We start from the raw sequence: 26,861 nt of genomic DNA, 5'->3' as shown, positions 1-26,861 counted from the left end.
AGGTACCGACAAGAATATAGATACGGCGAGGATATAGGTACTGTAAAGGGCTTGTGGTCACCAAACCTCAAGCCGCTCACATGTCACTTCATTCTTTATGGCTTATGTCGGACAGAATGACAATCTTGTCTTAAAGCTCGCTATTTTTACGTTTGTTTGTGACCTTGTCACAGATATACTCCCCGATTGGAATAGCGGATGTTGCTGCCGGGGATGGTGCATTACAGACATGCAAGCTTCTCGCACTTTCTGCAAACAAAAAGTCATGAACAAGCGTGCCGTCAGATAAGACCGCTTGCGCACGAATACCCGCTGGATAAGGTTTAAGATCATCGACCGTAATGCTCGGACAATATTTATTCACCGCTTTCAAGTACCCTGCTTTCCACCAGGAATTCTTGAATTCAGTGAGTCCTGTTCTGATGTGCTTTCTTGTCACTTTCCAGAAACCGGAAAATGTCAGCATTTGCCAAGTGTCTTGCACACTAAGGTTCACAGAGCCGTAGCCTTCTCGCTTCCAACCTTGTACTGCATTGGGTCCTACCGTGACCGAGCCATCAATCATTCGTGTTAAATGTACTCCTAAAAAGGGTAAATCTGGATCTGGAATAGGGTAAATAAGATGATTCACCACCCTATTATGACGGCTATCTAAGCGATAGTATTCACCACGATAAGGGATAATTTGGAAATCCGTTTTGATTCCAAGCAACTGCGTCATTCTATCTGCCATCAAGCCACTGCAGGTGATCAAAAACTGGCTAGTCATCGTCAGAGCCTTATCCTTTTTAATGCAACCAATGATTATTTGGTTATCGCATTCCACAAGCTCAGTCACCTTGGTTTCGAGTTGAATGATGCCGCCGTTCGCCTCAAATTCCACAGCCAACTGCTGCGTCACCAACCGATAGTCAACAATGCTAGTCGTTGCAACATAGATAGCGCCTAACCCAGTAATATTGGGCTCTGCTAATTTGAGTTGCGCTTGGTCTAACAAGGTTACCTCTATGCCATTCACCTGACATCGTTCATATAACGCCATCATACGTTGTTGCTCTACGGCGTTCGTCGCGACCAATAACTTACCGCAATTTTCTACTGGTATCTCGTGAGCACGACAAAATGCCAACGTTCGTTCTACACCGCGCTTACAAAAGTCAGCTTTCATACTGCCCGGTTGATAGTATACGCCTGCATGAATAACACCACTGTTATGACCCGTTTGATGCTGAGCAACACCCGTCTCTTTTTCTAACAATAAGATCTTACTTTCAGGGTATCGCAGCTGCAATTGCCAAGCGGTCGACACACCAACAATGCCACCTCCAACTATCACATAGTCATATTCCGTGTCCATGTTACCCCTTAAGATGCTGATACCGATTTCGTTTGTTGTGCTTTACTGTTATTAGCTTTCGTGTCTTCAGATTTATTACTTTGACCTTTCATTTTCTCCTTTTTAAATACGCGATTGCTGTGTATAAAAACCAATGCAAATACACCGCATGCAATCACACGAACGAGTATAGGAAGATCATGCCAAACTAAGCAAACACCTACCGCCACAAGTACGACTCTCAACAGTACCGTTAACGGGCCTTCTAGGTATCCTTCAATCGCACCAATTAACGCGTAAGTACCAATGATGGCAAAGAACCCAACACTCACTACCGACATCACATCCCAGCTAACCAAACCTGTGTACGCGATAAGTAAGGGAACAAGGTATAAGCCTTTGGCAATTTTCCAAGCAGTTAAACCCGTTCGCATAGGTGGCGTTTTCGCGATTGTTGCAGCAGCAAAAGCCGTTAAGCACACTGGCGGTGTAACATTACTATCTTGAGAAAGCCAAAATATGATCAAATGCGCTGCGAGCAACGCTAGCCCAACCGCTTCCATTCCAATACTTTGCTCTAATAAGGTCTCCACAAAGTCTGCGGGAACTAACGCTACTAGCTCTTTCGCCGTTTCTATGGGCATTGGGGCATTGAGTAAATGTAAACGCTCTGGTGCCGCCAACATAAATATGGCCTTCGCTTGTTCGGGCAGTTGTCCCGACACCATCAATTCAAACAATTGATTTTCTGCAATGAGTTTGTACAATGCCGGCGCAGACAAGGTGCCAAGCACAATATACGCAGCCGTCACTGGAAGCCCCATACCAAGTACTAAAGACGCTAGCGCAATCAACACCAGCATGATCAACAAATTACCACTTGCCCAACCGTCTATCATCAAAGAAAACGTATTGCCGATGCCAGTGGTACTGATCACATTAATTACCAGCCCAATACCCACAAGCAATATCGCCGTAGTCGCCATATTCTTAGCCCCTTGTGACAGCGCTTCAATGATCGCTTTCGGACCCATTTTATGGTCTTTAGAAAACCACGATGCTACGACCACTGAAAGAATGGAGATGCCCGCGGCATAGGTTGGTGTAAAGCCTTGCACCAGCAATGTCACCAGAACGGCGAGTGGAATCAAATTGTGCCAGCCTGATATCAAGACTTTCCATAAAGGCACTTCACTCGTGGTAATTTTTTGAACGCCGCTACGTTTGGCTTCTATCCGCACAAAGAACGCAACGGATAAAAAGTAGATCAACGCAGGAACAAAAGAGACGGCGATAATATCCACGTAAGGTATTTGAGTATAAGACGCCATAATAAACGCACCCGCCCCCATGACTGGTGGCATCAATTGTCCGCCAGTCGATGCAGCGGCCTCTACTCCAGCCGCAAATCGAGAAGGAAACCCCGCTTTTTGCATTAACGGGATACTAATTACCCCTGTCGAAACCGTATTAGCGACACTTGATCCTGAAACCGAGCCCATTAGCCCCGAACCAATCACCGCAATAAACCCCGGCCCGCCAATGATCTTTCCGGCTGCCGCTCGAGCGACGTTAATAATGTAGTCACCCACACCAGAACGAACTAAAAACGCTCCAAATAAAATAAACATGAATACGAACGTCCAGCTAATACGCGAGATTGCGCCAAACATTCCTTCAGACGAATAGAAACTCCGATATAACAAGGTTTCCATACTCAAGCCGGGGAAATGAAAAATACCGCTTGCCCATTGCCCCCACAGCACAACGTAACTTAGACAAACGACAATGAGAATTGGAATAAACCATCCCATCGTTCGACGTATCAGTTCAATTACGATAACAATCGCTAGAATGGCGAATACCCAATCGCTGGTGACAAATTTAACGCCACGCTCGTAGAGTGCATCTTCGGCATAAGGGATATACAACAAACAGGCAATGGCAGCCAGCGCGATAAAGACATCAACCACAAGCGCTGCTTTACTGGACTTCAGTGATACATGAGCAGGATACCAAAGGCTGCATATCACAGCGAACCCAGCGAAGTGCGTGGCAGAAATCCAAAGCTCCGGTAACGTTGATAACGTATTAAACCAAATATGCAGTAAAGACAGCACGACACCAAACACCGTGATCGTGGTGGTTACCCATGGAAAATCACTGCGAGTCGGCAGCTCAAATTTTTGCAATTCCTTTTGAACGGTATCGCTCATGACATACTCCAGCCTATCGGCTTCTGTTCCTAACTATTCACGAATCTAAGGTCACGTATTTAAGGAATGCCTTCAACGAACGCGAAGGCATTGTCGCGCCATTAGCTAGTAAGAAGCAGCACCACTGACAGAATGTCTGTAGCCAGTGGTAACTCCATCCAACTAACAGCGCATTTTGTACGCTGCTAACTTGCTATTTAGCAATCAGGTGAGATGGGATCTCTAAACCCACCTCTTTATAGTAACGAGCAGCACCTGGGTGAAGTGGGACAGGCAAACCAGCTATCGCTTTTTCAAGCGCCATGGCTTTTGTGGCTTTATGAATGCCTTGCAAAAACGCCAAGTTTTCATAAATGGCTTTCGTCAGTTCGTAGACATCATCATCAGAAATATCATCTCTTACTGCCAAAAAGTTAGGCTGAGCAATCGTCGTAATTGGCTTGTCTAAACCGGGATAGGTATTGGCTGGAATGTCATATTTAGTCCAAAGGTTGAAACCACCATTCGCCTCTTTAATTTGTTCATCGGTAAAGGACAAAATAGAAATGTCACTACCAAGCGCAGCAAATGCTTGAGTGACCGCACCGACTGGCACCCCTGCTGGTGTGTTCATGCCATCGATCGTGCCATTTTGTAGAGCACTCGCGCTACCGCCGTAGCCCATAAACGCAAGATTAAATGAGTCAGGATCCACCTTTAACCCTTTCATAATTTGGCGACCCGAGTTTTCAGTCCCAGAATTCTTTTTACCAATAGAGAACTTCTTATCAACCAGATTATTCAAGTCAGACACGGTACCGGTTTCCGCTAGCTCAGTACGAACGATAAAATGCTCGACGTTTTGCCACAGCATAGACACTGAGCGTAACTGCTCTTGACGACCACTCTTTGCATATGGGCCTTCACCAGACCACGCCCACGCGCCGTATAGACCTTGCAATATGGCAAACTGAGCTTCATTTTCATTCAAAAGTTTGACGTTTTCGCCTGATCCCGCAGAACTAATCGCCGATAGCGAAAAATGGTATTTGGGTGCTAGCTTGACCTTGCTCAACGTGGCCAGCGCCACACCTACAGGGTAATACGTTCCCCCCGTAGACGCCGTTGACAAAATATAGCTTCGCTCTTGTGCGATAGCGGCATTCGTGACCAATCCAAAAGAAGTCAGGGCGATGACTAACGCTTTAGCTACTCTATTTTTGTTCATTGTTACACTCCATGTTATTTGGCGTTACACACTTGTTATCAATCAATCTTCTATAGCAAACGTGATGCCAAAGTTTAACTGATTGATAAATAACAATATTAATAAATAACAATGATACAATGAGCAAATTATTGCTCAAATGTGCCACGACACATGAGCAAGATTTTGCTTACCCAAACACCGAGAAAGTCGCGCGACAACGTCGACATGTTAAAAAATTGTGACTTGACGGATGTTTTAGACGTAATCCCACTAAGCAAGTTTTTGCCGATAACATTGCGTCATAGACTCGCCTCTCTAGATCACTTCACGAAATGAGTTTGCAACTAGTCCTACTCTCTACTCTCTACTCTCTACTCAAGAATAAAAACAATCAATTTGCCAACTTCATCGACACAAATCTCGTTGCTTCGTTACTCCGATGCTTATTGCTTAGTTGCTCTGTAGTTTAGTTACGTTAGGTATAATCCCCTCGATTCAGGCCCAGCTTTTGCATTTTTTGATTAAGCGTTCGCCTTGGTATATCTAACTCAAGCATGACATCGGTAATACAACCATGATGGCGAGACAAAGCATCACTCAACACCTTTCTTTCGAAGTTATGTAATTGAATCGCTAGTGGTACACCACTTTGAGTCATTTCTGTCGTAGAGCTAGGGCGCATCGTCAGAATTTCCATGACTGACACGCTATCGTCAAGGGCAAAACGCATTGCGGCGTTCCTTAACTCACGGACATTACCGGGCCACGAATAACTCAATATCGCCTGTCGATCGGCGTCGCTTAGTATTCGTGCATCTTCACGAGTGTGACTAATAAAGTGTTCAAACAAGATCAAGGCATCTTCTTCTCGCTCTCGCAAAGGGGGAATGTGAATTTGAGCAACATTGAGGCGATAATATAAGTCTTGTCGAAATTCGCCGTTGTCACTCAAATCCTCTTTGGCTGCGGCAATCACTCGAAGATCCGTGTTGATCGTCTGATTTCCTCCCACCCGCTCTACGGTATTTTCCTGTAAGCAACGTAGAACTTTAACCTGCATGGCAAGTGGCATACTCTCGATTTCATCGAAAAACAGCGTCCCTTTATCAGCATATTCGAGCTTACCAATTCGCCTTTTACTCGCCCCCGTGAAGGCGCCAGCTTCGTGACCGAACAACTCACTTTCAAATAGATTCTCGGGTACCGCCCCACAATTAATTGGCACAAATTGACGTTTACTGCGCGGACTTTCATTATGTAAACTGATGGCCACCAGCTCCTTACCGCATCCCGTTTCACCATAAATAATGACATGAGTATCAATGCGAGCCAACTTAACCACCTGAGCCCTCAATTGCACCATTACCGCACTTTGTCCAATTAACACTTGCTCAAGTCCGTTAACGCTAGCCAAATATTCTTGCCGATGCTGAGCCGACGCTTGCGCTCGGTACAGGAGCACTGCCTCGTTAACACGTTGCGACAATCTTTCTGGTTGAAAGGGCTTCTCAATAAAATCAAACACACCTTGTTGCAAGGCACTTACCGCCATGTCGACATCGCCGTGGCCGGTAATTAAGATCATTGGGGTTTGAATATTGTTTGCCGTTAGGTCGGCGAGTAGTGTTAAACCGTCTATATCGGGTAGTCGCACGTCACTGACTATCGCATCGTAGTCGCCATTAAGAATCGCAGACTTACCGGCTAACCCTGTGCTAAATGCCTCCACTTCAAAACCTGCAAGTTGTAACCACTGGCTCGTCGCTTGTCGAACAATGTCGTCATCTTCAATTAGTGCTACTCGTGCCGCATCTACGAAAACCATAACCTATCACCCAAATGAATACTCCATATCTACGTTAGGTAAATTTGCAATAGGATAAAAGGAGCTAAGTCGCACTTTTTGATCACAACTCTTTTACATCAATAAGAAACAGCGCAGTCTTTTAATAAAAGAAAATCAGTCTATTGCGGGATTCATGATGAGATATAAGTGGATAATTACTGTCGTTGTCGTCATGTTGATTGGGCTTTTCTATAGCACTAGCCGAGAAGTCTCACGGCAATGGCTTAGTAATCAAACCCAAATACTCGTCCAAGAGCGCTTGCTCGACTATATCGGCGAAGTAAGACGGACATTAAAGCGTTTTTATCACCTTCCTTACCTAGTCACCAATAACCCTAGAACCATCGCATTGGTGGCTGGTGATTTAGCGCAAAAGCAAAGTGTTGAAGACGAACTCTTCCAACTTGATAAAGCTGCAAATACGAAAGGTTGGCTGATTCTGTCTGCCACAGGTGAAGCACTTGCATCTAGTGTTGCGGGAGAACGATTCAGCCTCTCTGATAGACAAGCCATCGCACAACAAATTCACTCCCAAGGCGAACGTGTATCGTTGGTGAGTAAAACCAAAGGTTCGTCTCCGTTTTATTATTTGACCGCCCCAATCTTTATTGGCTTAGACATTGCTGGCATTGCTGTCGTGCAAATTGATCTCAGTCTGTTAACCGAACAAATCATTACCAGTAGCGACGTCATTACCTTTCAGAACCAGCAGGATCAGTTCTTTTTATCCAGTAGTACTCAATACGGTGCTGATTGGCTAAACGACTCTTCCCATCACATTGTGCAAAATGCCGAGTTGCTGTATGACAACACGCGCATTAAAACGTGGCAACTCACCAACTCACAAACCATTTCCGCAGATAGTTACCTTGCCCACACCGTTAAGCTTGACGACTTAAATTGGAAAATCAGTTACCTGACCCCGTTGAAACCAATGCAACAGACGATTAATGTTGTTGGCTGGAGCACAATCACCGTACTACTATTCGTCACTTTACTGATTATCATCTTCTTTCAACGTCATCAAAAGCAACAAAGTAAACAGCAGATCCAATCCATTTTGGAGGAGTCACAACAACGCCTTACTCAGATGATCAATAAGACACATGTCGGTTTAATGGTAATAGATGATCACGGACTTCTATTCGATGTTAACCCTATGGCAAAACGCCAATTCTGTCTTCCAGATAGACATAGCAAAGCGATACATGCATGGGAGTTGTTTGACGCGGGTAACCCCAACTCCACCACGCTCAAACTACTTAAGAATCTGGTGACTCATAAAGAACATACCGAGCTGAGCGCGGTGGATACGATGGCAAAGCGAAGTGATGGCACTCTTTTTCCGGTCCTTTTTTCTTTAACTCTATTCCCATGGCATGGTCAGCATTTTTTCCTTGCCACCGTCATTGATATCAGCAAACGGAAAACTGCTGAACAGGCCCTACAGCAAGCGAACCAAGCGCTTGAGAAACGGGTTGAAGAACGCACTCAGGCTTTAGAACAAGCGCAACACGAACTCGTTCAAGCAAGTAAAATGGCGGCATTAGGTCGAATGTCCAGTGCAATTACTCATGAGTTAAACCAACCTCTCACTGGGCTTCGCACATTGCTCACCACCAACGAGCTTTTAATGGAACGCAATGAGTACGAAATGATGCGTGCTAACCACACGTTAATTCAAACGCTCATCGATCGCATGGCAAATATGACTCGCCAGCTAAAAAGCTTTGCCTATAGCAAACCCGAGTTACTCAACCCAGTTTCGTTATCTGAAGCACTCGAAGAGACATTGCGGATTTATCAGTCAAAACTGGCCACTATTGACGTGCGGGTTCGAGCGCCAGAAGTGCTGCCAACCATCCTAGGCGAAGAGCAACGTCTTAGACAGGTATTAGGCAACCTTATATCCAATGCCATCGATGCGCTCAGCGATACTAAGCAGCCAATACTCACCATCGCTATTAGTAAGGTGAATACCATGATAGAAATACGAATCATAGACAATGGCTGCGGCGTAAACCCTTCTTCAATAGACGCAATATTTGAACCGTTTCACACCAGTAAAAAGATAGGCGACGGACTTGGGTTGGGACTATCAATTACCGCTAACAACATGCGAGATATGAACGGCTCTATCAACGCAGACAATAATGCGCAACACGGCATGACTTTTACCCTAATGCTGCCGGAAGCCAATGTTTAACGCTGGCATTTAGACGCATATATCACCAGATTAATATAGCTTCTACGCCCTACGCGCTCATAATGTGAACAGCAGCAAACTTTGAGGCGTAGAGTACAAGAATGATGTGCCTTGAATATTAGATAAGTACAGTGAGGGTGAAAAATAATAACAACGGAATGACCATGAAACATAAGACTCTGTTCACCTCTTTGCTTATTGCAATGCCGTCACTCTTCGCGTCGTCTGCGCTTTTGGCATCGCCTTATCTCACGATATCTACGACCACAACCAGTCGTGATTACCCGCTAGAAAATGGCAACGCTGTGGTGGTGCCACTTACTAAAGACAAATATCAACTGACTATTTCTGGAATTGATGGGCAATGCGATAATCAGCTTCCAAGCAAAATTAAATTTAATACGCCAATCCCTTTGCTGTGTGGTGAAACCACTCAGTTACCACTTATCATTAGATTCACAGGGGATTATTCGTTTTCCTATCAGGAAGAAAACCAAACCTTGTTGTTTAAGCGGCAACCTAAAAAAGTCGCTCAAACGGCATTTAAACGCCCACTGCCGAAGGTACAGTGTGAAGCGTTTATTGACGGCCCGAAGGATATTAATGTCTCCTCTTCCTTTGCTGATGGCACATTACTTCGGGAGGTATTTTCCGGAGAGGAATTACGCGTCAACAATGGTCAGGTCACGGTAACGCCTTCTCAAGCAAATGGCGGTCTCATCCTTCTAGAGCCGGTACAGGCGCTAGCTAAAACATCCGACGCAGAAATAAACAAAACTATTAACTACCGTAATGCCAACATCTATTTTGTCATGGTAGATCGTTTCAATAATTCTGATAGCCCCAAATCGCAACCGTACTCTCGACACAACGATAACAAGCAAGAAATTGGCACTTTTCACGGTGGTGACTTAAAAGGCGTCACAGAAAAGCTCGACTATATTAAGAGCCTTGGCACTAATGTCATTTGGTTGTCACCAATTGTTGAGCAAGTGCGCGGGTTTGTTGGTGGAGGTGACAGCGGATCTTTCCCATTTTATGCTTATCATGGCTATTGGGCACGGGATTTTACCAAAGTCGATGAAAGTTTCGGTAGCGAGGAAGATCTAAAACGTCTAGTTTCAGAAGCCCATAAACTCGGAATAAAAGTCCTACTAGATGCCGTCATTAATCACCCTGGTTACGCAACGCTAGCCGATGCACAATTTGATGGACTAAATGTTATTACCACACCGGAAAAGCTACCGACTCAATGGGCTGACTGGGCACCTAAGAAAGGGGAAAACTGGCACAGCTTCCATAACAACATCAACTATCAATCATCAAATTGGAAAGACTGGTGGGGATCCGATTGGGTTCGAACTGGACTGCCCGGTTATGACCAACCCGGATCAAGTGACACTACGCTATCTTTGGCGGGATTACCCGACTTCAAAACCGAGTCAACTAAACATGTTCAGCCTCCTCAATGGCTGATGAATAATCCCGGCACACGCGTCACATCAAGAGACAGCTATACCGTCGCCGACTACCTCATAGAATGGCAAACGGATTGGGTGAAGCGCTTCGGTATAGACGGCTATCGAGTTGATACCGTCAAGCACGTAGAGCCAGAAGTGTGGAAGCGACTTAAATCCGAAGCGACTGACAGTTTAGAACAATGGCGCACGTTAAATAACACCTCTGGTCAGCCTTTCTGGATGATGGGAGAAGTGTGGGGACATAGCGCTTATCGCAGTCCGTATTTCGATGATGGGTTTGATGCGTTGATCAACTTTGATATGCAGAAAAAACTCGACAAAGGCGCCGCTTGTTTTAGTCAAATGGCCGACACTTATAAGCACTACTCAAATTCAATTGCTGACTCTACGGACTTTAATCCCGTCAGTTACATGTCATCTCACGATACCGAACTGTTTTTTAGCCGATTTAAAAACTACCAAATGCAAAAAAGTGCTGCCAACGCCCTGCTGCTGAGTCCGGGCGCAGTACAGATTTATTACGGAGATGAAATCGCGAGAGACATAGGACCTTTCGCCGATGATTTCCATCAAGGTACGCGTTCAGATATGCTTTGGTCACTCGACACCAATAAACAGCAACTACTCGAACATTGGAAAACCGTCGGTCAATTTCGAGACCGTCATCCTGCAGTCGGTGCTGGTGTGCACCACGTTATCACTGATGATGATGCATTTGTATTTTCCCGAACCCTCGGTGAAGATAAAGTCGTCGTTGCGTACTTTGGTCGATGAATCGAACTTATGGCGCTCATTGTATGAGCGCTTGTTTTTAAATACAGATAGAACAACGTAGCTAGTGGGATCTAAAATAGGAAAATACCTCCGCTTTCCTCGCCAGTACTATTCACATTTTTTGGCTACCGAGGTAAAGTGCCCGCTCTATTAGTCACATTAATCAACATACAGCGGTAAACCCATGAACACAGATAACAACATTATCGACACTCTTGAATCACTAGAGCAATTCTTGCTTTCGGTCGAAAATGGCGGCCTCGGATTGGAAGGCGTTGCCGGTGTAGGAATGGCGACAAACAATTCTGATGGTCGCCACTTTGTTGCGGTTTTCAATGAGAAGCAAGAGTTGCTTCTTGCTCGCTGGATCAGCGATGAAATATTTGAAACAGGTAAAGAGTTAGTTCGTACCGGACCTAAACGTCATTAATATAGGTTAAACCCGTAAGCGACTAGCCGACATTCTGCTACTTTGTATACTGGGCCACTTAAGTTAAACAAGCCTGTTAAATGAGTGGCTCAACCTGCACGCAATGCAAGTATTTTTGCAAGATCTGAAAGATCCGAATACTGCACCATGGCTTCTTGCTTAGTCTCTACAGCAACGATAGACATTCGGTCCGCCAACTCATTACCTTCAATTCCCACATGCCCGTTAACATGGTGAATGGCCACTTGATTCGAGATTTGCTGATACAGTTCAAACATTGGCTTAATCAAATCTAGGTTTTTGATCTCTCCCCCCGACTTCTTCCAGCCCTTTGCTTCCCATCCTTTCGCCCACGTGGTGATACACTGAATCGCATACATAGAATCACAATATATGGCAACGCTGCTTCCATCCGACACGTACTCTTTTGCCAGCAGCATCGATTGATGCAAGCCATTTAGCTCCGCGGTGTTATTGGTGCCAAACGCCTGATATTTTCCATACCACAGCGCAACCAGTGAATTATGTTGATACACTGCGATACCCGCTCCAGCCTGCCCTGGGTTTGGGTCGCTCGCGCCATCGGTAAATATTTTAATCTCCAATGGCATCGCCGTAATATCTTGTTGAGTAAGGGGAGCAGTTTTAGCCTTTACCGTCTTATTTATCGACGTTTTAGTCGCTGGCACCTTTCCTCCTGTAGCAGGCTTCGACGAGCTCATCGCATAGTTGGAACTGTACGCCTGTTCCGCTTCAGCCAAAGAAGGAAAAGACTTAAACTTCGCACCAGTAAACTTATCCACTTGAGCCTTGCAGTCTGCCCATGTTGAAAAAATGCCGGTTTGTCTTCCTTTCCACACTACGTAATACTTTTTAGCCAATGCTTTACCCTTTTCTACACTTAGAATTACCCGTGATGCTATTAACCCGTGATGTTAGGCTTCATCGCGACAAAAATACATGAACCATAAAATGACTCATCAATGACAGTACAGTAGCCAAGCTGGTATGAAAATACCATCCAACCTTGTCTTTTTTAGTGCACCTGCTGCTATTGTCATCACTTTGCAACTGGATTAACCGATAATGAAATCACAAACCGTAATTTGGTCTGTTTTGTGCGTCTCAGTGTTATTGCCTCTTTCTCATCAAACCATATGAAAAAAGCCAGCACTAGGTGCTGGCTTCAAAAATTAACGGCTTAAAAATTAAACTAGTTTCATTTCTTGAATGATATCTGATGCAATTTCAGGTTTCGTGCTTGTTGGTTTTTCATGAAGCCCTGATTTGAGCTGCCCTTTCCTGTTTCGTAACCCTGTCTCTAATTTCTTAACCGCGCCTGCGATAGCTGGATACATTACGTCGTCAGTCGCTTTTGCTGAAACTCTAACACCTTCATAATTAGTAAAGACTTCCACTTGATGCTGGCCATGTTCCTTTGTGATGATAATGTCACAGCTAATCAGTTGTGGAAAGTGAGCGGAAACCTTCTCAAATTTGCTTTCTATTTCTTTGCGAGAATCGTCGTTGATTGATACATGATGTGTTTGAACATTTACTTTCATATAATTCTACCTTTCCAATCACTGTGTCATTTAAACGTAGCAAACTCCACGTCATTTAACCAAGTGAATTTGTACACTTGTGTGATTAACTTCCTTGTTCTCAAATAATTTTCATACAGCCCCTTGAATACGTAGCCGATAGACAGAATATGTAGGGGCAGGAAAAGGGATAAACGATGTGTTTTTGACCTACCAATAGGTTCAGAGAAAATTCAACCTATTGATAACTAAAGGACGAGTCACGCCCCGCACATAAGCTACACTGTAACTTATTACTTGCAAACTTGTCGCTAGCCGCGACTTTTTACCGGGTCAATGACATGACTTCCGGCAGTTAAACTAACAAAACAGTACAGGTTTAGGCATCGGGTAATCTACTTTGAAAACTTACATTTCAAATACATTCAAGAACTCGCACGATTACTCACCTTTTTTGCCGTAGAGACAAAACCCCACCCTTTCTCCCCAAGCATTACTGCAGACGAGTCCCATACAATCGTTCCATTTTCGTCATCTTGTCGTTAGCTCATGTACAAAACTTCACGCCGTTTATGAAAGTAATCAACAAATCATAAGGGGAGGTAAATACAGCGTCATTACACAGCTCAACCTATAGTCCTGACTAATGGGATCGATATAAGTAACCACCTGGAGCTATAAATTTAGTGATATCAGTCGCAGGTTGTCATGCAAGAGGCTAATTTTTCAACATAAAATTAGTGATGCGTATTATGCTTAGCTTGATGACAGACTAGTCAATTGATTGAATCATAAGGTACTTCCAATGAAGAAATACACTATCGACACGCAACATCGCAACGACTGCCCTGAGTGCGATTCGGATGAATACCTACTGTCAGAAGATGGGGAAACATTCCTTTGTGCAAGCTGTGGATTCTACACGCAAGAATACTCCAAAGATTGGACGGTGATGTATGTGAATAAAGTATTGGTTCAAACACAGCCTAACTCACAACTTTGCTGTCTCATTCATTAAACCGTTAAGCTCGCCAATATGCGCGACGACTTGAGTCATCGCGGACAGGCATGTCACATTGGGTTGATCAACTTTGCATACTTTAGCGAAATGTACTGTCCTAACTCCCGTCGCAATGCCCATGTTGACACCTTTTACCGTGTCATCAATATAAACGCATTCCTTCGGAAGAAAACCCATAATCGTCACAGCGTAACGCAATAGATCGGGTTCTGGCTTCCAACTATTCGCATCAAAAGCCGAAATAACCTTTCCTCGGAACCGTTCAGAAAGGCCAACAATAGACAACATATGCAATGCTTTTTTAGTAGGGCTATTAGTGACAACGCAGTATTCAATCGCCTGATCATCCAAATAATCTAACAGCTTTTCCACACCATGAATTGGCGTGAGTTTTGATTCAAATAGCTCCGTGGTCAAGCGTCGATAAATGGGCTCAAGCAGATCCAGCGACGCATTAGATTTGGTGATACGCTTTGCCGACATAAGCACATCAGCAATTTTGCCTCCTGAGAAGTTTTCAGCCGCCACCTCCAATGATAGAGACACGCCTACCTCTTTAAAGGTCGCTACCAGCGCCTCACAACATAGCATTTCACTGTCGACTAAGGTTCCATCGCAATCAAATAAGACACACTTTACTTCTGACATACTACTTTACATACCCACAGCTACTTAATTCGCTATAAATATTAATAGACTATGGGTACGCAAAACGGTATCTACACGAGGGTTTACAACATTTCTCTAAGTAATACACGAAACTTTCGTGCTGATCACCGTTTTTCAATCCATATGTTCACTAAGTTTGAATTTTCGTCACTATTGATGTTCAAGGTCTCATGAATCAGTGACAAAGCGATGTCATCATGACTCGTTGACGCTGTTGCACCGACGATATCAGACACAACGACCACGTCATTTTCACGGCACATAATCGCCGCAGAAACGGCCTCTCCTTCACTAAAGCCTACATACAGGCTGTATTCTGGATCTAGGATTATCTGTGTCAAATACTCAACAATGAAATTTTGAGCCTCGTCGCTTTCCCATATTTTTGACTGAAGAAGTGAAAACATAATGGTAAGTCGATGAAAATCAACGAGATGCCACTCAATTTTTGCGGAGAAACCTTCCGCAACCGAGACAGGTTCAAGAAACCTACTGGTTAAAGAGTCGAGATATAACGCTCGTCCTTTAATGCTTTCTGATGTGGGAAATTCGACATCTACTTGGCTTGCTAACCATTCATTCTTTTTGTTATATAGAGCCATTGCCGCGTCTTTCATTGTAAATCCTATTTGATTTTTTGCTGACCGTGGTTATTGTATACACAAGCTCTTATTTTAAAGGATTGCCCCAATATGTTGAAAAAGCTCATGATTGTTCCAGCTCTTGCCCTTGCCTTAGCGGGCTGCGGAGATAAGGAGGTTGGTGATGTTTCACTTGGCATGTTTACATTAAAAGACATTAAACTCAACACATTAACCGATCCTGAAGTACCCGGTGTTACGTGTCATATCGCAAGCATTGAGGCTAACTTAAGCTTTTCAGACCCAAGTGACAGTTCCATATCATGCCGTCAAACAGGTGAAATCACACCTGAAATGATAGAACAAATAGACAAGTCCAAATCCGGTGAAATAGTATTTAGAAAGTCAAAAAGTATACTTTTCAAAACCATGAAAGTGCGTCGTATCTTTGATGCGGACAACCAAACCCTCATGTATTTATCCTACTCAACTAAAGAAACATCGGGTAGCTTTAAACACAGCCTATCTACGGTTCCGTTGTGGGGAACGAAAGCATTCGTTGAGCCAACTACAACTGCGCAATAAGATTTAGTAAAGAGAGCCCATTATTCATGGGCTCTCTTCTAGTTAAACTAGGATTCTAATCCTAACCCCGTCAGTCATCGGACTTTAAATTACATAATGTACAATCCAAACACTTTGTAACAAGCGTTTGTTTATAACACGACACCAGTGTTGAGTTTTTGCTATTTCTCTTTGCCTGCATTAACGCCTCGTCAGCAATATTAGTCAGCTTCCCTTGTTCTTGCTGCTCAGTAAGATGTGAGATGCCAATGCTGACCGTTACACTAAATACCCGACCTTCAACGCAAGTAAACTTAAAAGCCCCCACTCTTTCGCGCAGCCTTTCTCCAAGGAAGTACGCTTCACGTAACTCCGTATTTGGTAGCAAAATGGCAAATTCATCGCCCCCAAAGCGACAGCAATAGTCTTCAACACGTAACGATTCCAACATAATTTTGCCAATTTGTTGGAGTACATGATCACCAGAGCTATGACCAAGTACATCATTAATAAACTTAAAATTGTCAACATCTAGCATAAGAAATGAAAATGGCTGCTTATGGCGTTGAAACGAAGCATATTCACGAGCGAGTTGTGTTTCTAAAAATCGCCGATTATAGACTCCGGTTAACTCATCTCGAATTACCATCGTCTCCAGTTCATTGTGCTTCGCAATCGTGTCGCTCACGTCTATGGCTATCCCAAAAATTCCTATGACCTCACCATTACTATCAAATAAAGGTGATTTCATATTTTGGTAGTACCGAACTCGGTTATCCTTCAAAATATTTTTTTCTAGCTTAGATACCGTATGCCCATTAAGAACCAACTGGTCATTAATTAAGATATCTTCACTTTGGTCTAGGTTAAAAAATGCATCATCCTTTTTCCCTAGAATTTGCTCATTCGATAAATTGAACAGTTGGCAAATAGCTTCATTCACGAAAACATAACAACCTTGCACATCTTTAATAAAAAAGTAACTGTCGAGGCGGTTAAACGCTTGCTTAAAGTCAACCTTACTAATATCAAGTTGATTCAAAATCGCACCCCTTATTATTGTTTTTATCTAGCCTAGTACTCTGTTTACCCATGTCAATGATAAGGCTACCAATATGAACCCAAGCTAATAACAAACCGGTCCAAATGCTACATAGTGTGGATTTTACGACAGCATTCGTGCAATTCATTGCAACAAAATGAAACACATTGTGATATTATGCGGAAAATTTTGTTCCCTTAGCGTTTAGTATGAGATTCCCCGGACAACGTAAATCAAAGCATTACTTTCCAACAAGTAAAAAGAACCTATCAGTGAGCCAAGCTCAAGCTGCGCCGAAATACTTTCGACCAACCATCATTGGTGTTGGGCAAACTATTGTCGATATTGAAGCTCGTGTGGACGACTCCTTCTTAGAAAAGTATGAGTTGAGTAAGGGACACTCACTTGTTCTCGAAGAAAGCAAAGCGGATGCTTTGTATCAAGAATTAGTTGAACAGGGCTTAATTACTCATCAATTTCCAGGTGATACGATAGGTAATACCCTTCACAATTACTCCGTTCTTGCTGATAGTAAATCTGTGTTGCTTGGCGTGATGTCGAAAAACATTGAAGTAGGTTCGTATGGCTACCGCTACTTATGCCGCACTTCGTCACGTATGAACCTCAACCATTTACAAACTGTCGATGGACCAATTGGTCGCTGCTACACGTTAATCACTGATGATGGCGAACGTACCTTTGCGATCAACGAAGGTGAAATGAACCAGCTGCTTCCAGAAAGTATTCCAGAATCTATTTTTGATAAAGCGTCTGCGTTAGTCGTCTCATCTTACTTAATGCGTGGCAAACCAGAAGATCCAATGCCATTAGCTGTAGCTCGCGCTGTAGAGCTTGCTAAACAAAAGTCTGTACCTGTTGTCCTCACTCTCGGTACGAAGTGGGTTATCCAGGGTAACGAACAGTTTTGGCAAGACTACATCAAAGAGAACGTCACTATCGTGGCGATGAACGAAGAAGAAGGGGAAGCCCTAACGGGGTTTGCAGACCCTCTTCTTGCGGCAGATAAAGCGCTTGATTGGGTTGACTTGGTGTTGTGTACTGCAGGTCCTCATGGCCTTTACATGGCTGGCTACTGCGACAATGTTGCACTTAGAGACACCACTCATGAGCTCTTAGAAGGCCCAATTGAAAACTTTAACCAGTTTGAATTCAGTCGAGCGATGCGCAAACAAGATTGTGCTGATCCGCAGAAAGTATACTCTCACATTGGACCGTATTTAGGTGGTCCGCTTGAGATCAAGAATACCAATGGTGCTGGTGACGGTGCTCTTTCAGCTCTGCTACATGATATGACGGCCAATGCATTCCATCACAACAATGTACCTGGGTCGGACAAGCACGTGATGCCATGCCTAACCTACTCTTCTTTGTCGCAAATATGTAAATATGCGAACCGCGTCAGTTACGAGGTGTTAATGCAACACTCACCAAGACTGACTCGTGCGTTGCCCGAACGAGAAGACAGCCTAGAAGAAGCATACTGGGATAGATAAATTTAAAAGAGGCTCATGAGCCTCTTTTTTTGACTGAAACAAAGCTAACCATTTGATCTGGTCAATTTTAGTACAGCGTACTGAATTTTTGTCTTTACAAAGAATTATTAGCCAGTATTATCTCGACGCAAACGTTTTCCTCATTAATTTTGTGGCTTTAAAGGACCGTTAATGCTATCTGACATTGAAATCTGCCGTAGTGCGTCACTTTCTGCTATCACCGACGTTGCCAAAGACGCTGGTTTACTTGATCACGAAATACTTCCTCAAGGTGCGCATAAAGCGAAAGTCTCGCTAAAAGCAATTAAGCGCCTAAAAGACAATCTTGATGGTAAGCTTATTGTCGTCACTGCGATTACCCCAACCCCATTAGGTGAAGGTAAAACCGTAACCACTGTAGGTCTATCTCAAGGACTTAAAAAACTCGGCGAAAGCGTATTTGCCTGTATTCGCCAACCTTCTATGGGTCCCGTATTTGGTGTAAAAGGCGGCGCCGCTGGTGGTGGTTACGCGCAAGTCGCACCCATGGAAGAGCTCAACCTACACTTAACTGGCGATATCCATGCCGTGACTGCAGCGCATAATTTAGCTGCCGCGGCGATAGATGCTCGCATCTATCATGAACAACGCCTGGGCTACGACAATTTTGAATCTCGAACTGGACTTTCTGCGCTTAAAATCGACGTAAAGAACGTCGTTTGGAAACGAGTTATTGACCATAATGACCGCTCGCTACGAATGGTCACAGTTGGCAAAAACGAGGTCAATAAAACCATCAACGGGGTTGAACGCGAAGACGGGTTTGATATTTCTGCCGCTTCAGAGCTCATGGCCATATTAGCGTTATCAGAAAACCTTAACGATCTTAGAGCTCGCATTGGCAAAATAGTTGTTGCATACAGCATTGAAGGTAAGCCGATCACAACTGAAGACTTGCAAGTAGCCGGCGCGATGGCAGTAAGTATGAAAGACGCCGTAGAACCAACGCTAATGCAAACCTTGGAAGGTGTACCGACGCTGATTCATGCAGGCCCCTTCGCTAACATCGCTCACGGTAACTCCTCGATCATTGCCGATAAAATTGCAACAAAACTCGCGAGTTACACCGTCACTGAAGGGGGCTTTGGTTCTGATATGGGCTTTGAGAAAGCCTGTAACATCAAAGCAGCGGCAACTGATAAGAAACCAGATTGTGCCGTTATTGTTGCGACGCTTCGCGGGCTAAAAGCCAACTCCGGATTGTATGACTTTAAACCTGGCGCGCCAATCCCAGACACATTATTTGAAGATGACGAGCAAGCACTAAAAGCCGGATTTGAAAACCTGAAATGGCACATTAACAATGTAGCCAAATATGGCGTTCCTGCGGTGGTCGCCATCAATCGCTTCCCGCAGGATTCGCAACAAGAGTTAGATTTGTTGACCCAGTGGATCAAACAGTTTAATGACAACTGTCGCGTCGCTATAAGTGAAGGGTTTTCCCTTGGTGGAAATGGTACGATTGATCTTGCAAAGCAAGTGGTCGCGGCCTGTCAAACACCGGTTAACTTCAAACCATTGTATAGCGCTGAACAAACGGTCAAAGAAAAGCTCATGGCAGTGTGTGAAGCTGGGTATGGGGCAGCGAATGTCTCGTTATCTTACCAAGCACAAAAACAGCTTGAGCTGTACGAAACTCAAGGCTTCAATCATTTGGCAGTCTGCTTAGCAAAGACACCACTATCTATCACCACAGATGGCAGTGTTAAAGGCGCTCCCGTTGGCTTTGAAGTGGTGATCAGAGAGCTCAAGCTTTGTGCGGGTGCAGGCTTTATTTATGCGCTTTGCGGCAACGTAATGACGATGCCGGGCTTACCCGATAAACCCGCCTTTATGTCTCTAGACCTTGATGATGAGGGTAACATCATCGGTTTAAGCTAAGCCGGTTTGGCTAAATCAGAATAATCTAGCGAAAAGACCAATTAAACGGTTACAAAAAAGCGACGAACAATCGTCGCTTTTCTATTTCTATTTCTATCATCAGGTTTCAACCGTGCATTATTGCCATACCTAACGACACTATTCGCTACTTTACTTAGCGACAATTAACGTTAACTCTACACGCCGATTACAAGCTTTACCAAAAGAGGTACTGTTGGTACAGGCCGGCACCGCCTCACCGTAGCCACGCGTATAAATGATTTGGCGAGAGACTTGGTTCTTGATTAGCGTTTCTTTCACCATTTCCGCGCGCTTGTCCGATAACACATCATTTCTCACTATTGCCCCTGTATTGTCAGTATGACCACCAATTACCACATCTATCCCTTGCTGCTGAGACAAAAAATTGGCCAAGTGGAACAACCATTGGGATGAATTATCAGAAACACGTGACGAACCAGTACTAAAATGGATTTTTTCTTTTAGACGAATCATAACGTAATCGCCTGGGACGAGCTCATAATCAAGCCCATGATTAACCAGATAGGTTTCTAACGAATCCCAAGCCTGAGTACGATATTGACCATTGGGACCTTCCACTGTCGCCCCCATTTGCCCTGAATGACTGATATGAGGTGCATTGACCCATTCAGGATGCATGACGTCGTGTTCAGACCGTGGAGCCGTATCGAGCATGCCTGCGAACATTTTGTCAGTTATCGATGACGTAGAACTGCAGCCCGCCAATAACCCGACCGCAATCAAACACGCAATTTTCTTCATGACACACTCCAAACGCTCGTAGCAACATCCAATATTTCTTTTATCGGCGTGAATATCAGAAACTTTACCAACGAGAAGAAAATATTCTTCATTTAGCTGTTTCAGATTGTTACTAATTGCTTGTCTGAAGTAATTGGTAACAGTTACACTCGAGGTATTATTAATAATATGATGCATCAACATGTTTAAATCACTTAGCAAACTCGCCGCAGTACTTTCTCTCGCTGTCCTAATCACCGCTTGTGGGGAATCCAATACACCCGTTGAAGGCAAACAATACAAAGTTCTACCTAACGATCTTAGCCAACATAACCTTCCTCAAGTGACGGAAGTTTTCTCATTAGGCTGTGGCCATTGTCGTAATTTGGAGCCACTTTTGCCGGAACTTGAGGAGCTTACCGATTCTAAGCTAGGCAAAGTACATGTGATGTTTAACGACAGCGCACAAATCGCTGCGATGATCTTTTACAGTGCCGTTATGCAATCTGAAGACCAGCGTATTCCTGAAGACATGAAACTTGAATTGTTTGCTCTAGTTCAAAACAGCGAGTTGGATGGCCAGCAAAAACAAATTGAGTTAAATCGAATTTTTGAGTCTCGCACTATGGTCACACCTTACGACTTTGATGAAGCGCAGCAAAAAGAGCTATTCGAATACATTGAACTGGCTAACACGGTATCAACTGAAGCTCAAATCAACGCAGTACCAACCTTTATCGTCAATGGTAAGTATGAAGTGGTACTCTCAGGTCACGAAGACATCAAAGAAATCGCAGAGACGATAAATTACCTAAAAACCAAATAAGCATCACCGTAGAAGCCACTTTAACCAGTGGCAATTTACCTAAATTAGATCAAGGAATTACCGTGTCAAAGATACTTATCCCTCTCATCGTTGTACTACTCGCAGCTTTTATGATTTACCGTACATGGACAAATAACAAAGCTGGCGAAGTCAACTTGCAACAAGGTCAGGCTTTCTTGCAAGAAAATGGACTAAAAGAAGAAGTGACTACAACCGAAAGCGGCCTTCAATATCAGGTATTACATAAAGGCGAAGGTACGATTCACCCTTCAGCTAAAAGCAAAGTAAAAGTTCATTACCACGGTACGCTCATCGATGGCACCGTCTTCGATAGCTCTGTTGATCGCGGCACGCCGATTAGCTTTGGTTTAAACCAAGTGATTAAAGGTTGGACTGAAGGTCTACAACTCATGAATGAAGGTGACAAATACCGCCTGTTTATTCCTAGTAACCTTGCCTACGGCAAAAGCGGCTCAGGCCCTATCCCACCAGCCTCTGTTTTGATCTTTGATGTTGAGTTGATTGCAATTCAGTAGTTAGAGTTTTACGACGCTTAGAGTGCCAACACAAAGTATTCAAGCTTAAATAGACAAAAAGCTCCTTATTAGGAGCTTTTTTTGTGATTCCTTGGCAGATAATTAGCCCTGCCTACCCTCACTAGGGCAAATAGTCATCACCAGCTGCTGCGACAAACGCCATTTCTACCAATAAATTCGGATCGGCCAGTTCAACCTTAACGCATGCACGGCTTGGTGCGCATTGCTCTGGGAACCACGAATCCCATACTTCATTCAGCGCATCGAAATTAGCGAAATCTGTCACGTAAACAGTGACGGAGAGAATTCTAGATTTGTCACTACCGATGGATTGAAGCATGGTTTCAGCTTGGTCGAAAATCTGCTGGACTTGGCTTTGCATTCCGGCAGATGTGTCCGACTCCGCCACTTCAACAAAGTGCGCAATTCCGTTAAATACGGTCACGTCAGACCAACGCTTACAAGGGTTAACTCGATGAATCGTCATTTCTTTTTCTTACCTTAGAGAACAAGCTACTATGATATCAATTTGCCTGATTCTGCCAACAATTTTAGCCATTGATAACAGGTATAATTGACCGTATTCAATAACAACCATCCGGCTTTAGAGTCAGATTTAAAAACGGTATGACATATTACGATTCTTAGCTTCGCTTTAAGAGTAAACCCAACTCACCTTTGGACAAAAGTTTGCGAGTAAACCTCCTAATTTAGTAAACCATGAATAACTACAAATATTACAAAGTCGAGTTATGGAGAGCCAACACGGTATCGACAATGATGATAATGGTAACGGTAACGGAGAAAGCAGACGAGAGGTGACGAAAGAAAGAAAAAATGGCTAGTTGATTGATAAGGTGGTTTCGGGCTTGTTCTACACTCGGGATTTAGTGTTGACTGCACAACACCTTAATCCTTATTTGTTATATTCGTAACCTATTGACTAAAAAGCTGTGCTACTGTTTTCATTGGTAAGAACATACGAATACGACCATTATGTTCACACAGGACTTCAAAACCAAACTTTGTATAAAATGCTTGTGCGGTATCTGTAAGGCAATCCACTACGATAGCATAAGCTCTCATATGGTGATTAACTTCCCAAAGGTACTTTAAAGCGCGAATCAAACTGACCTTTCCTAGTCCTGAGCCATGAAACTCTTTATGAACAGCCAACTGAGCTAATAGAAAAACAGGAATTGGATACCTAGGTAATTTTTTCGCTAGTTTAGCAGGTAAAGTCTCTCTGCTGATTGAGCTAGGCGCAACGCTATAAAAAGCACAAATAGCGTACTTCTGATTAAGCATTGGTTGAGAACTTGGTAAAACCATAGTTCGGCTAATACCAGCTTGCATGTGTTTTACTGCTTGAGTTTTGATAAATGTATTTAACTCTGACTCACCACAATCAAATGAGCTACGATCATGCTTTGATTTACTAAGTTCAACGAACTCTTTTCCCCAACTCACTTGATGCCACTCTCATCTGTGAATTTTGCTGCTTCAAGCAAAGCTTGATTAGGCGCCTTTGCTTTATCACATGCCATAATAAATTCATCGAAGACACTATCTTTAACTACGATACTTTCGTGTTCTTCAATTACATGAGTTGCATCTTCGTCCATTAACCTAACTACATACTCTGTAAGGCTTTTAAGACCAAGCAAAGCCGATGCTTTTTCTGCTTTTGCCTTAATCTCTTCGTCAAGGCGAATATCTAAACGTGCTGTTGCCATAGAACCTCCTGCGTACGGATATATTCCGTAATCATGACGATTATAGTGCAAATATTGGACTTATACAATTTGTACGGATAACTTCCGGAAAAATCCCGTATAATTTTCTCAATATTTGGATTAGATTTGCGAGGCTCTCTGGACAGTTAGTTCGTTGGGGCACTTTTTTGTTACATACCTAGTCAACAAGGCTCTGGACAAAACTGTGTTTCAAGTTGGCCTAGTGAATGTCCGGAAATAGCACAGAATTACCGCCTTTAGCAACTAAATCTCTACTACGTTCTCCCATGATAGTGATAGAATCTCCGCATCAGAATTACCGAGAAACCCAATGTTTATCCATCATGTTAACGGCATCGACTGGCTGGTTATTACAGCTTTTGAAGAACTGAAAACCATGTTTATCGAAGAAGCCGGTGCGATCCCTCTTTGCTTCTCTACCACCAGCGAATTGAACCTGATTGATCAAGCCAAGCGCACTTATGGATATTTGCCTACACTTAGCGGCGTAATCACCGATACTGGCACATTTCAAAGCCAGAATAACGAAGAAGATTTACACCCCCAGCTTGCTTGCCTAGTTGAGGGGCGTGGTCGGGTGTTTATCTATCACGGCGGCTTTGTGGCTTTTGTGGATGACGAACAAACCTTTATTACCCGAATGGACTGAAATTATTCAGTAAGTTGAAATCGCCGAATTAGCTTCTCTAGCGAGGAATGGATCAAAAAAAGAGTCAGCCTGGCGGTCTGACTCTTGTGCAGGAAAACACAGGGTATTGTCGAAGAGGTTAAAGATGCTTTGGTCGGTTGCAGTCGCTGATTACTTAGGCTGGTGACCCGTCTTCTTCGCAAACTTTTGCATCGCCTCAGCAAATGTTGTTGTCCTTCCTTTGGCTTTAAGCTGTATTACCTTGTACCCCATCTTTTCCAGCGCTTGGCGCTCTGCCAAGACAGCGTTGTCATCTGGCTGGCTACCTTCGGCAGGCTGATGAATGTAACACCCCTCTAATTGGCCATCTTCAACCAGTTGGTGGTGTTTCAGTGTATTGATATCAAAATTCATAGTCAGTCTTTTCGTTAAAATGGGGAATTTCTGTGGTAGGTTAGATACGCTTTAAGGGCTTTACCACGCTGTCTAAACCTTCTATTTTGAGTGCTAAACAGAGCTTTAATAAGTCGCCTAGATCACCGCTAGGGAATCCTTTTTTATCAAACCAGAGTAAGTATTCTTCTGGAAGATCGATAAGCATACGCCCTGCGTACTTACCAAACGGCATTGGCGTTCTGGCAAGTTTAACTAAATTCTCTTTATTTAACATAATCTATTGTCTGCTGATCTTTGCCTATAATGGCGTGACTTAGTGGCGGATTCGCTTACGCTAGTAAAACACGGCTAACCAAATCGTTTTCTCTGTCGCCGATGTCGATTTTACGCGATGTTTGGTATGTGCTGGAATATTGACGTAGTCACCGACATCGAGCACGGCTAATGTTCCATCATCATATTCAATGACACCGGTTCCTTTTAGAACAGAAACCCATTCATGTTCTTCTTGGTCGTACCACTCTCCTTCTGCACTCGCATGGCCATCGGAAATAATACGCTCGATACGAACGGACTTATGCTTTTGAATATCTTCAAATAGCTCGTTGTTAATAATATCTGGAATCTCACTAAAAAGATTGCCACCTTCCATCTTTTCACTCCCAAACCTTGTAAGTTCGCGATAGATTAGCATAACACTCACGTAGCCAACACTATGACGCAAACACCTTCCTATGGGTGCCTTCTGATCAGGTTGCAGTATTTAGCATCATTGCGTCAACGCATTCCGTCGCGTGGCTGGCAACTAGACCATGGCTTGCCCCATCAATCTCAATTAAATTCGACTTAGAAAGTAGCTGGTCTAGATGCTCTGCTATGTTCTTTGCCACCACGTTTGACTGATTTCCGTAAATAATGGTGGTACAAACCTCTAGCGCCATTAAGTCAGATTGAGTAAATTCTGCGTTTGTACAAATATCCCAATGCCGAACGTTATTACGCTGCAGGTTTGACATCATCAATTTCACTGAATTCGGAAATTGATCAAAATGATTGCCTCCACTCCAAAAGTCGATAACTAGCCCACACGCGTTGGGAAGATCCAATTCAACGGAGCGACGATAATGCTTTAAAAAGTCAGTCACTAACTTCATAGATGGAAGATCTTCTTGAACGTCCAACACCCACGTAGCGACAGGCTCGAATAACGTTAATTGACTCAATTGTAGGCGACCAGATAGCGCCAATGCTAACGCAACCACGCCCCCATAGGAATGACCGACTAAATGAACAGGTTCATCACATTCTTGTTCAATAATCGCTTCAATAATCGATCGTTCAGTTTCAATATTAGCTGCATCAAAATCGCTTGGATCTGGCGTACCACAATGCCCAGGAAGTTTAATTAGAATACAGCGATAATCTCCCGTAAGCATTGGTAACATTTGTTTCCACGTTGATGTGGTGGCGTAAGATCCGTGAATCATTACCATGGGTTTACCGCTTCCATAGCTTTGATAATATTGTTCAAGATTTCTATTTGAGGTGGCGATATTCATTCTATACTGGCTTCAAGCTATTTAATTGGTAAGTCACGCTAAGGCAATTTTTACTCTTTCGCAA

Annotated in this window: 27 protein-coding genes; 10 read left to right on the top strand and 17 right to left on the bottom strand. The window is 43.6% G+C overall.

All coding sequences use genetic code 11. The annotated features are described in order from the left end of the window. Nucleotides 1–130: 130 nt before the first annotated feature. The 4 genes from lhgO to L4D05_RS08125 all read right to left on the bottom strand — a co-directional run bounded on the left by lhgO (nt 131) and on the right by L4D05_RS08125 (nt 6,566). Nucleotides 131–1,357 carry an L-2-hydroxyglutarate oxidase gene (gene lhgO, locus L4D05_RS08140; RefSeq protein ID WP_428754277.1) on the bottom strand — a complete coding sequence of 409 codons (1,227 nt, stop codon included), beginning with the start codon at nt 1,355–1,357 and terminating at the stop codon, nt 131–133. Between the two features lie 8 nt (nt 1,358–1,365). Then, a complete protein-coding gene (locus L4D05_RS08135) occupies nt 1,366–3,552 on the bottom strand; it encodes a TRAP transporter permease (protein WP_428793605.1) in 2,187 nt (728 codons plus the stop codon). 193 nt (nt 3,553–3,745) lie between these two features. Next, nucleotides 3,746–4,759, bottom strand: coding sequence for a TAXI family TRAP transporter solute-binding subunit (locus L4D05_RS08130; RefSeq protein ID WP_428754274.1), 1,014 nt, complete (start codon nt 4,757–4,759; stop codon nt 3,746–3,748). 457 nt (nt 4,760–5,216) lie between these two features. Continuing rightward, nucleotides 5,217–6,566 carry a sigma-54-dependent transcriptional regulator gene (locus tag L4D05_RS08125; RefSeq protein WP_428793604.1) on the bottom strand — a complete coding sequence of 450 codons (1,350 nt, stop codon included), beginning with the start codon at nt 6,564–6,566 and terminating at the stop codon, nt 5,217–5,219. A 157-nt stretch (nt 6,567–6,723) separates the two neighbouring features. Here L4D05_RS08125 and L4D05_RS08120 point away from each other — a divergent pair, with 157 nt between their 5' ends. From L4D05_RS08120 to L4D05_RS08110, 3 genes are all read left to right on the top strand, one after another. After that, nucleotides 6,724–8,793 carry a sensor histidine kinase gene (locus L4D05_RS08120; RefSeq protein WP_428793990.1) on the top strand — a complete coding sequence of 690 codons (2,070 nt, stop codon included), beginning with the start codon at nt 6,724–6,726 and terminating at the stop codon, nt 8,791–8,793. Nucleotides 8,794–8,957: 164 nt separating this feature from the next. Then, entirely contained in the window at nt 8,958–11,048 is a 2,091-nt protein-coding gene (locus L4D05_RS08115; RefSeq protein ID WP_428793603.1) for an alpha-amylase, read from the top strand. Nucleotides 11,049–11,232: 184 nt separating this feature from the next. Beyond that, nucleotides 11,233–11,478, top strand: a complete 246-nt coding sequence (locus L4D05_RS08110; protein WP_428754270.1) for a hypothetical protein — start codon at nt 11,233–11,235, stop codon at nt 11,476–11,478. A gap of 89 nt (nt 11,479–11,567) precedes the next feature. On the opposite strand, the gene L4D05_RS08105 is transcribed toward L4D05_RS08110, so the two are convergent. Both L4D05_RS08105 and hpf read right to left on the bottom strand, forming a co-directional pair. Then, a complete protein-coding gene (locus L4D05_RS08105; protein WP_428793602.1) occupies nt 11,568–12,359 on the bottom strand; it encodes a ribonuclease H1 domain-containing protein in 792 nt (263 codons plus the stop codon). Between the two features lie 327 nt (nt 12,360–12,686). Next, nucleotides 12,687–13,043, bottom strand: coding sequence for a ribosome hibernation-promoting factor, HPF/YfiA family (hpf, locus tag L4D05_RS08100; protein ID WP_265674444.1), 357 nt, complete (start codon nt 13,041–13,043; stop codon nt 12,687–12,689). 784 nt (nt 13,044–13,827) lie between these two features. Between hpf and L4D05_RS08095 the strand changes: the two genes are divergently transcribed. Then, complete coding sequence (locus L4D05_RS08095) at nt 13,828–14,040, top strand: hypothetical protein (RefSeq protein WP_428754267.1); 213 nt, start codon at nt 13,828–13,830, stop codon at nt 14,038–14,040. On the opposite strand, the gene L4D05_RS08090 is transcribed toward L4D05_RS08095, so the two are convergent. Further along, nucleotides 14,014–14,691, bottom strand: a complete 678-nt coding sequence (locus L4D05_RS08090) for an HAD-IA family hydrolase (protein ID WP_428754266.1) — start codon at nt 14,689–14,691, stop codon at nt 14,014–14,016. The genes L4D05_RS08095 and L4D05_RS08090 overlap by 27 nt on opposite strands. 125 nt (nt 14,692–14,816) lie before the next feature. Next, nucleotides 14,817–15,329 carry a hypothetical protein gene (locus tag L4D05_RS08085; RefSeq protein WP_428793601.1) on the bottom strand — a complete coding sequence of 171 codons (513 nt, stop codon included), beginning with the start codon at nt 15,327–15,329 and terminating at the stop codon, nt 14,817–14,819. Nucleotides 15,330–15,404: 75 nt separating this feature from the next. On the opposite strand from L4D05_RS08085, the gene L4D05_RS08080 reads away from it, so the two are divergent. Then, nucleotides 15,405–15,878 carry a CreA family protein gene (locus L4D05_RS08080; protein WP_428793600.1) on the top strand — a complete coding sequence of 158 codons (474 nt, stop codon included), beginning with the start codon at nt 15,405–15,407 and terminating at the stop codon, nt 15,876–15,878. A gap of 70 nt (nt 15,879–15,948) precedes the next feature. On the opposite strand, the gene L4D05_RS08075 is transcribed toward L4D05_RS08080, so the two are convergent. After that, nucleotides 15,949–16,899 carry a sensor domain-containing diguanylate cyclase gene (locus tag L4D05_RS08075; RefSeq protein ID WP_428754262.1) on the bottom strand — a complete coding sequence of 317 codons (951 nt, stop codon included), beginning with the start codon at nt 16,897–16,899 and terminating at the stop codon, nt 15,949–15,951. Between the two features lie 209 nt (nt 16,900–17,108). On the opposite strand from L4D05_RS08075, the gene L4D05_RS08070 reads away from it, so the two are divergent. Next, nucleotides 17,109–18,413, top strand: coding sequence for an inosine/guanosine kinase (locus L4D05_RS08070; protein ID WP_428793599.1), 1,305 nt, complete (start codon nt 17,109–17,111; stop codon nt 18,411–18,413). Between the two features lie 171 nt (nt 18,414–18,584). Further along, the gene (locus tag L4D05_RS08065; RefSeq protein WP_428793598.1) at nt 18,585–20,333 is read left to right on the top strand and encodes a formate--tetrahydrofolate ligase; all 1,749 of its coding nucleotides are present in this window, start codon (nt 18,585–18,587) and stop codon (nt 20,331–20,333) included. A gap of 150 nt (nt 20,334–20,483) precedes the next feature. Here L4D05_RS08065 and L4D05_RS08060 read toward each other — a convergent pair whose 3' ends face one another. Then, on the bottom strand, nt 20,484–21,116 hold the full coding sequence (locus tag L4D05_RS08060) for an OmpA family protein (RefSeq protein WP_428793597.1): 633 nt from the start codon (nt 21,114–21,116) through the stop codon (nt 20,484–20,486). Between the two features lie 181 nt (nt 21,117–21,297). Here L4D05_RS08060 and L4D05_RS08055 point away from each other — a divergent pair, with 181 nt between their 5' ends. Both L4D05_RS08055 and bamJ read left to right on the top strand, forming a co-directional pair. Beyond that, nucleotides 21,298–21,921: a thioredoxin domain-containing protein gene (locus L4D05_RS08055; RefSeq protein ID WP_428793596.1), complete on the top strand. Its 624-nt coding sequence runs from the start codon at nt 21,298–21,300 to the stop codon at nt 21,919–21,921. Nucleotides 21,922–21,983: 62 nt separating this feature from the next. Next, nucleotides 21,984–22,457: a BamJ family beta-barrel-assembly machinery protein gene (bamJ, locus tag L4D05_RS08050; RefSeq protein ID WP_428793595.1), complete on the top strand. Its 474-nt coding sequence runs from the start codon at nt 21,984–21,986 to the stop codon at nt 22,455–22,457. Nucleotides 22,458–22,578: 121 nt separating this feature from the next. On the opposite strand, the gene L4D05_RS08045 is transcribed toward bamJ, so the two are convergent. From L4D05_RS08045 to L4D05_RS08035, 3 genes are all read right to left on the bottom strand, one after another. Next, nucleotides 22,579–22,944: a RidA family protein gene (locus L4D05_RS08045; protein ID WP_265674455.1), complete on the bottom strand. Its 366-nt coding sequence runs from the start codon at nt 22,942–22,944 to the stop codon at nt 22,579–22,581. Nucleotides 22,945–23,393: 449 nt separating this feature from the next. Continuing rightward, nucleotides 23,394–23,927 (bottom strand): GNAT family N-acetyltransferase, encoded by a 534-nt coding sequence (locus L4D05_RS08040; protein ID WP_428793594.1) that lies wholly within the window; start codon nt 23,925–23,927, stop codon nt 23,394–23,396. Then, entirely contained in the window at nt 23,924–24,193 is a 270-nt protein-coding gene (locus tag L4D05_RS08035; RefSeq protein WP_428754251.1) for a type II toxin-antitoxin system TacA family antitoxin, read from the bottom strand. Before L4D05_RS08035 ends, L4D05_RS08040 begins: the two co-directional genes overlap by 4 nt. 331 nt (nt 24,194–24,524) lie before the next feature. Here L4D05_RS08035 and L4D05_RS08030 point away from each other — a divergent pair, with 331 nt between their 5' ends. Further along, a complete protein-coding gene (locus L4D05_RS08030) occupies nt 24,525–24,863 on the top strand; it encodes a cytosolic protein (RefSeq protein WP_428793593.1) in 339 nt (112 codons plus the stop codon). Nucleotides 24,864–25,013: 150 nt separating this feature from the next. Here the strand turns inward: L4D05_RS08030 and L4D05_RS08025 are convergent, their stop codons facing one another. The 4 genes from L4D05_RS08025 to L4D05_RS08010 form a co-directional block, all read right to left on the bottom strand. After that, complete coding sequence (locus L4D05_RS08025) at nt 25,014–25,256, bottom strand: hypothetical protein (RefSeq protein WP_428754247.1); 243 nt, start codon at nt 25,254–25,256, stop codon at nt 25,014–25,016. 40 nt (nt 25,257–25,296) lie between these two features. Beyond that, nucleotides 25,297–25,512: a DUF3820 family protein gene (locus tag L4D05_RS08020; RefSeq protein WP_265674459.1), complete on the bottom strand. Its 216-nt coding sequence runs from the start codon at nt 25,510–25,512 to the stop codon at nt 25,297–25,299. Nucleotides 25,513–25,572: 60 nt separating this feature from the next. Then, nucleotides 25,573–25,890, bottom strand: a complete 318-nt coding sequence (locus L4D05_RS08015; RefSeq protein WP_428793592.1) for a cupin domain-containing protein — start codon at nt 25,888–25,890, stop codon at nt 25,573–25,575. Nucleotides 25,891–25,987: 97 nt separating this feature from the next. Then, entirely contained in the window at nt 25,988–26,731 is a 744-nt protein-coding gene (locus L4D05_RS08010) for an alpha/beta fold hydrolase (RefSeq protein WP_428793591.1), read from the bottom strand. Nucleotides 26,732–26,861 lie beyond the last annotated feature (130 nt).

Source organism: Vibrio nomapromontoriensis (genome assembly GCF_050337205.1).
GTDB classification, from domain to species: domain Bacteria; phylum Pseudomonadota; class Gammaproteobacteria; order Enterobacterales; family Vibrionaceae; genus Vibrio; species Vibrio nomapromontoriensis.
This window is presented reverse-complemented; position numbering and strand designations above follow the sequence as displayed.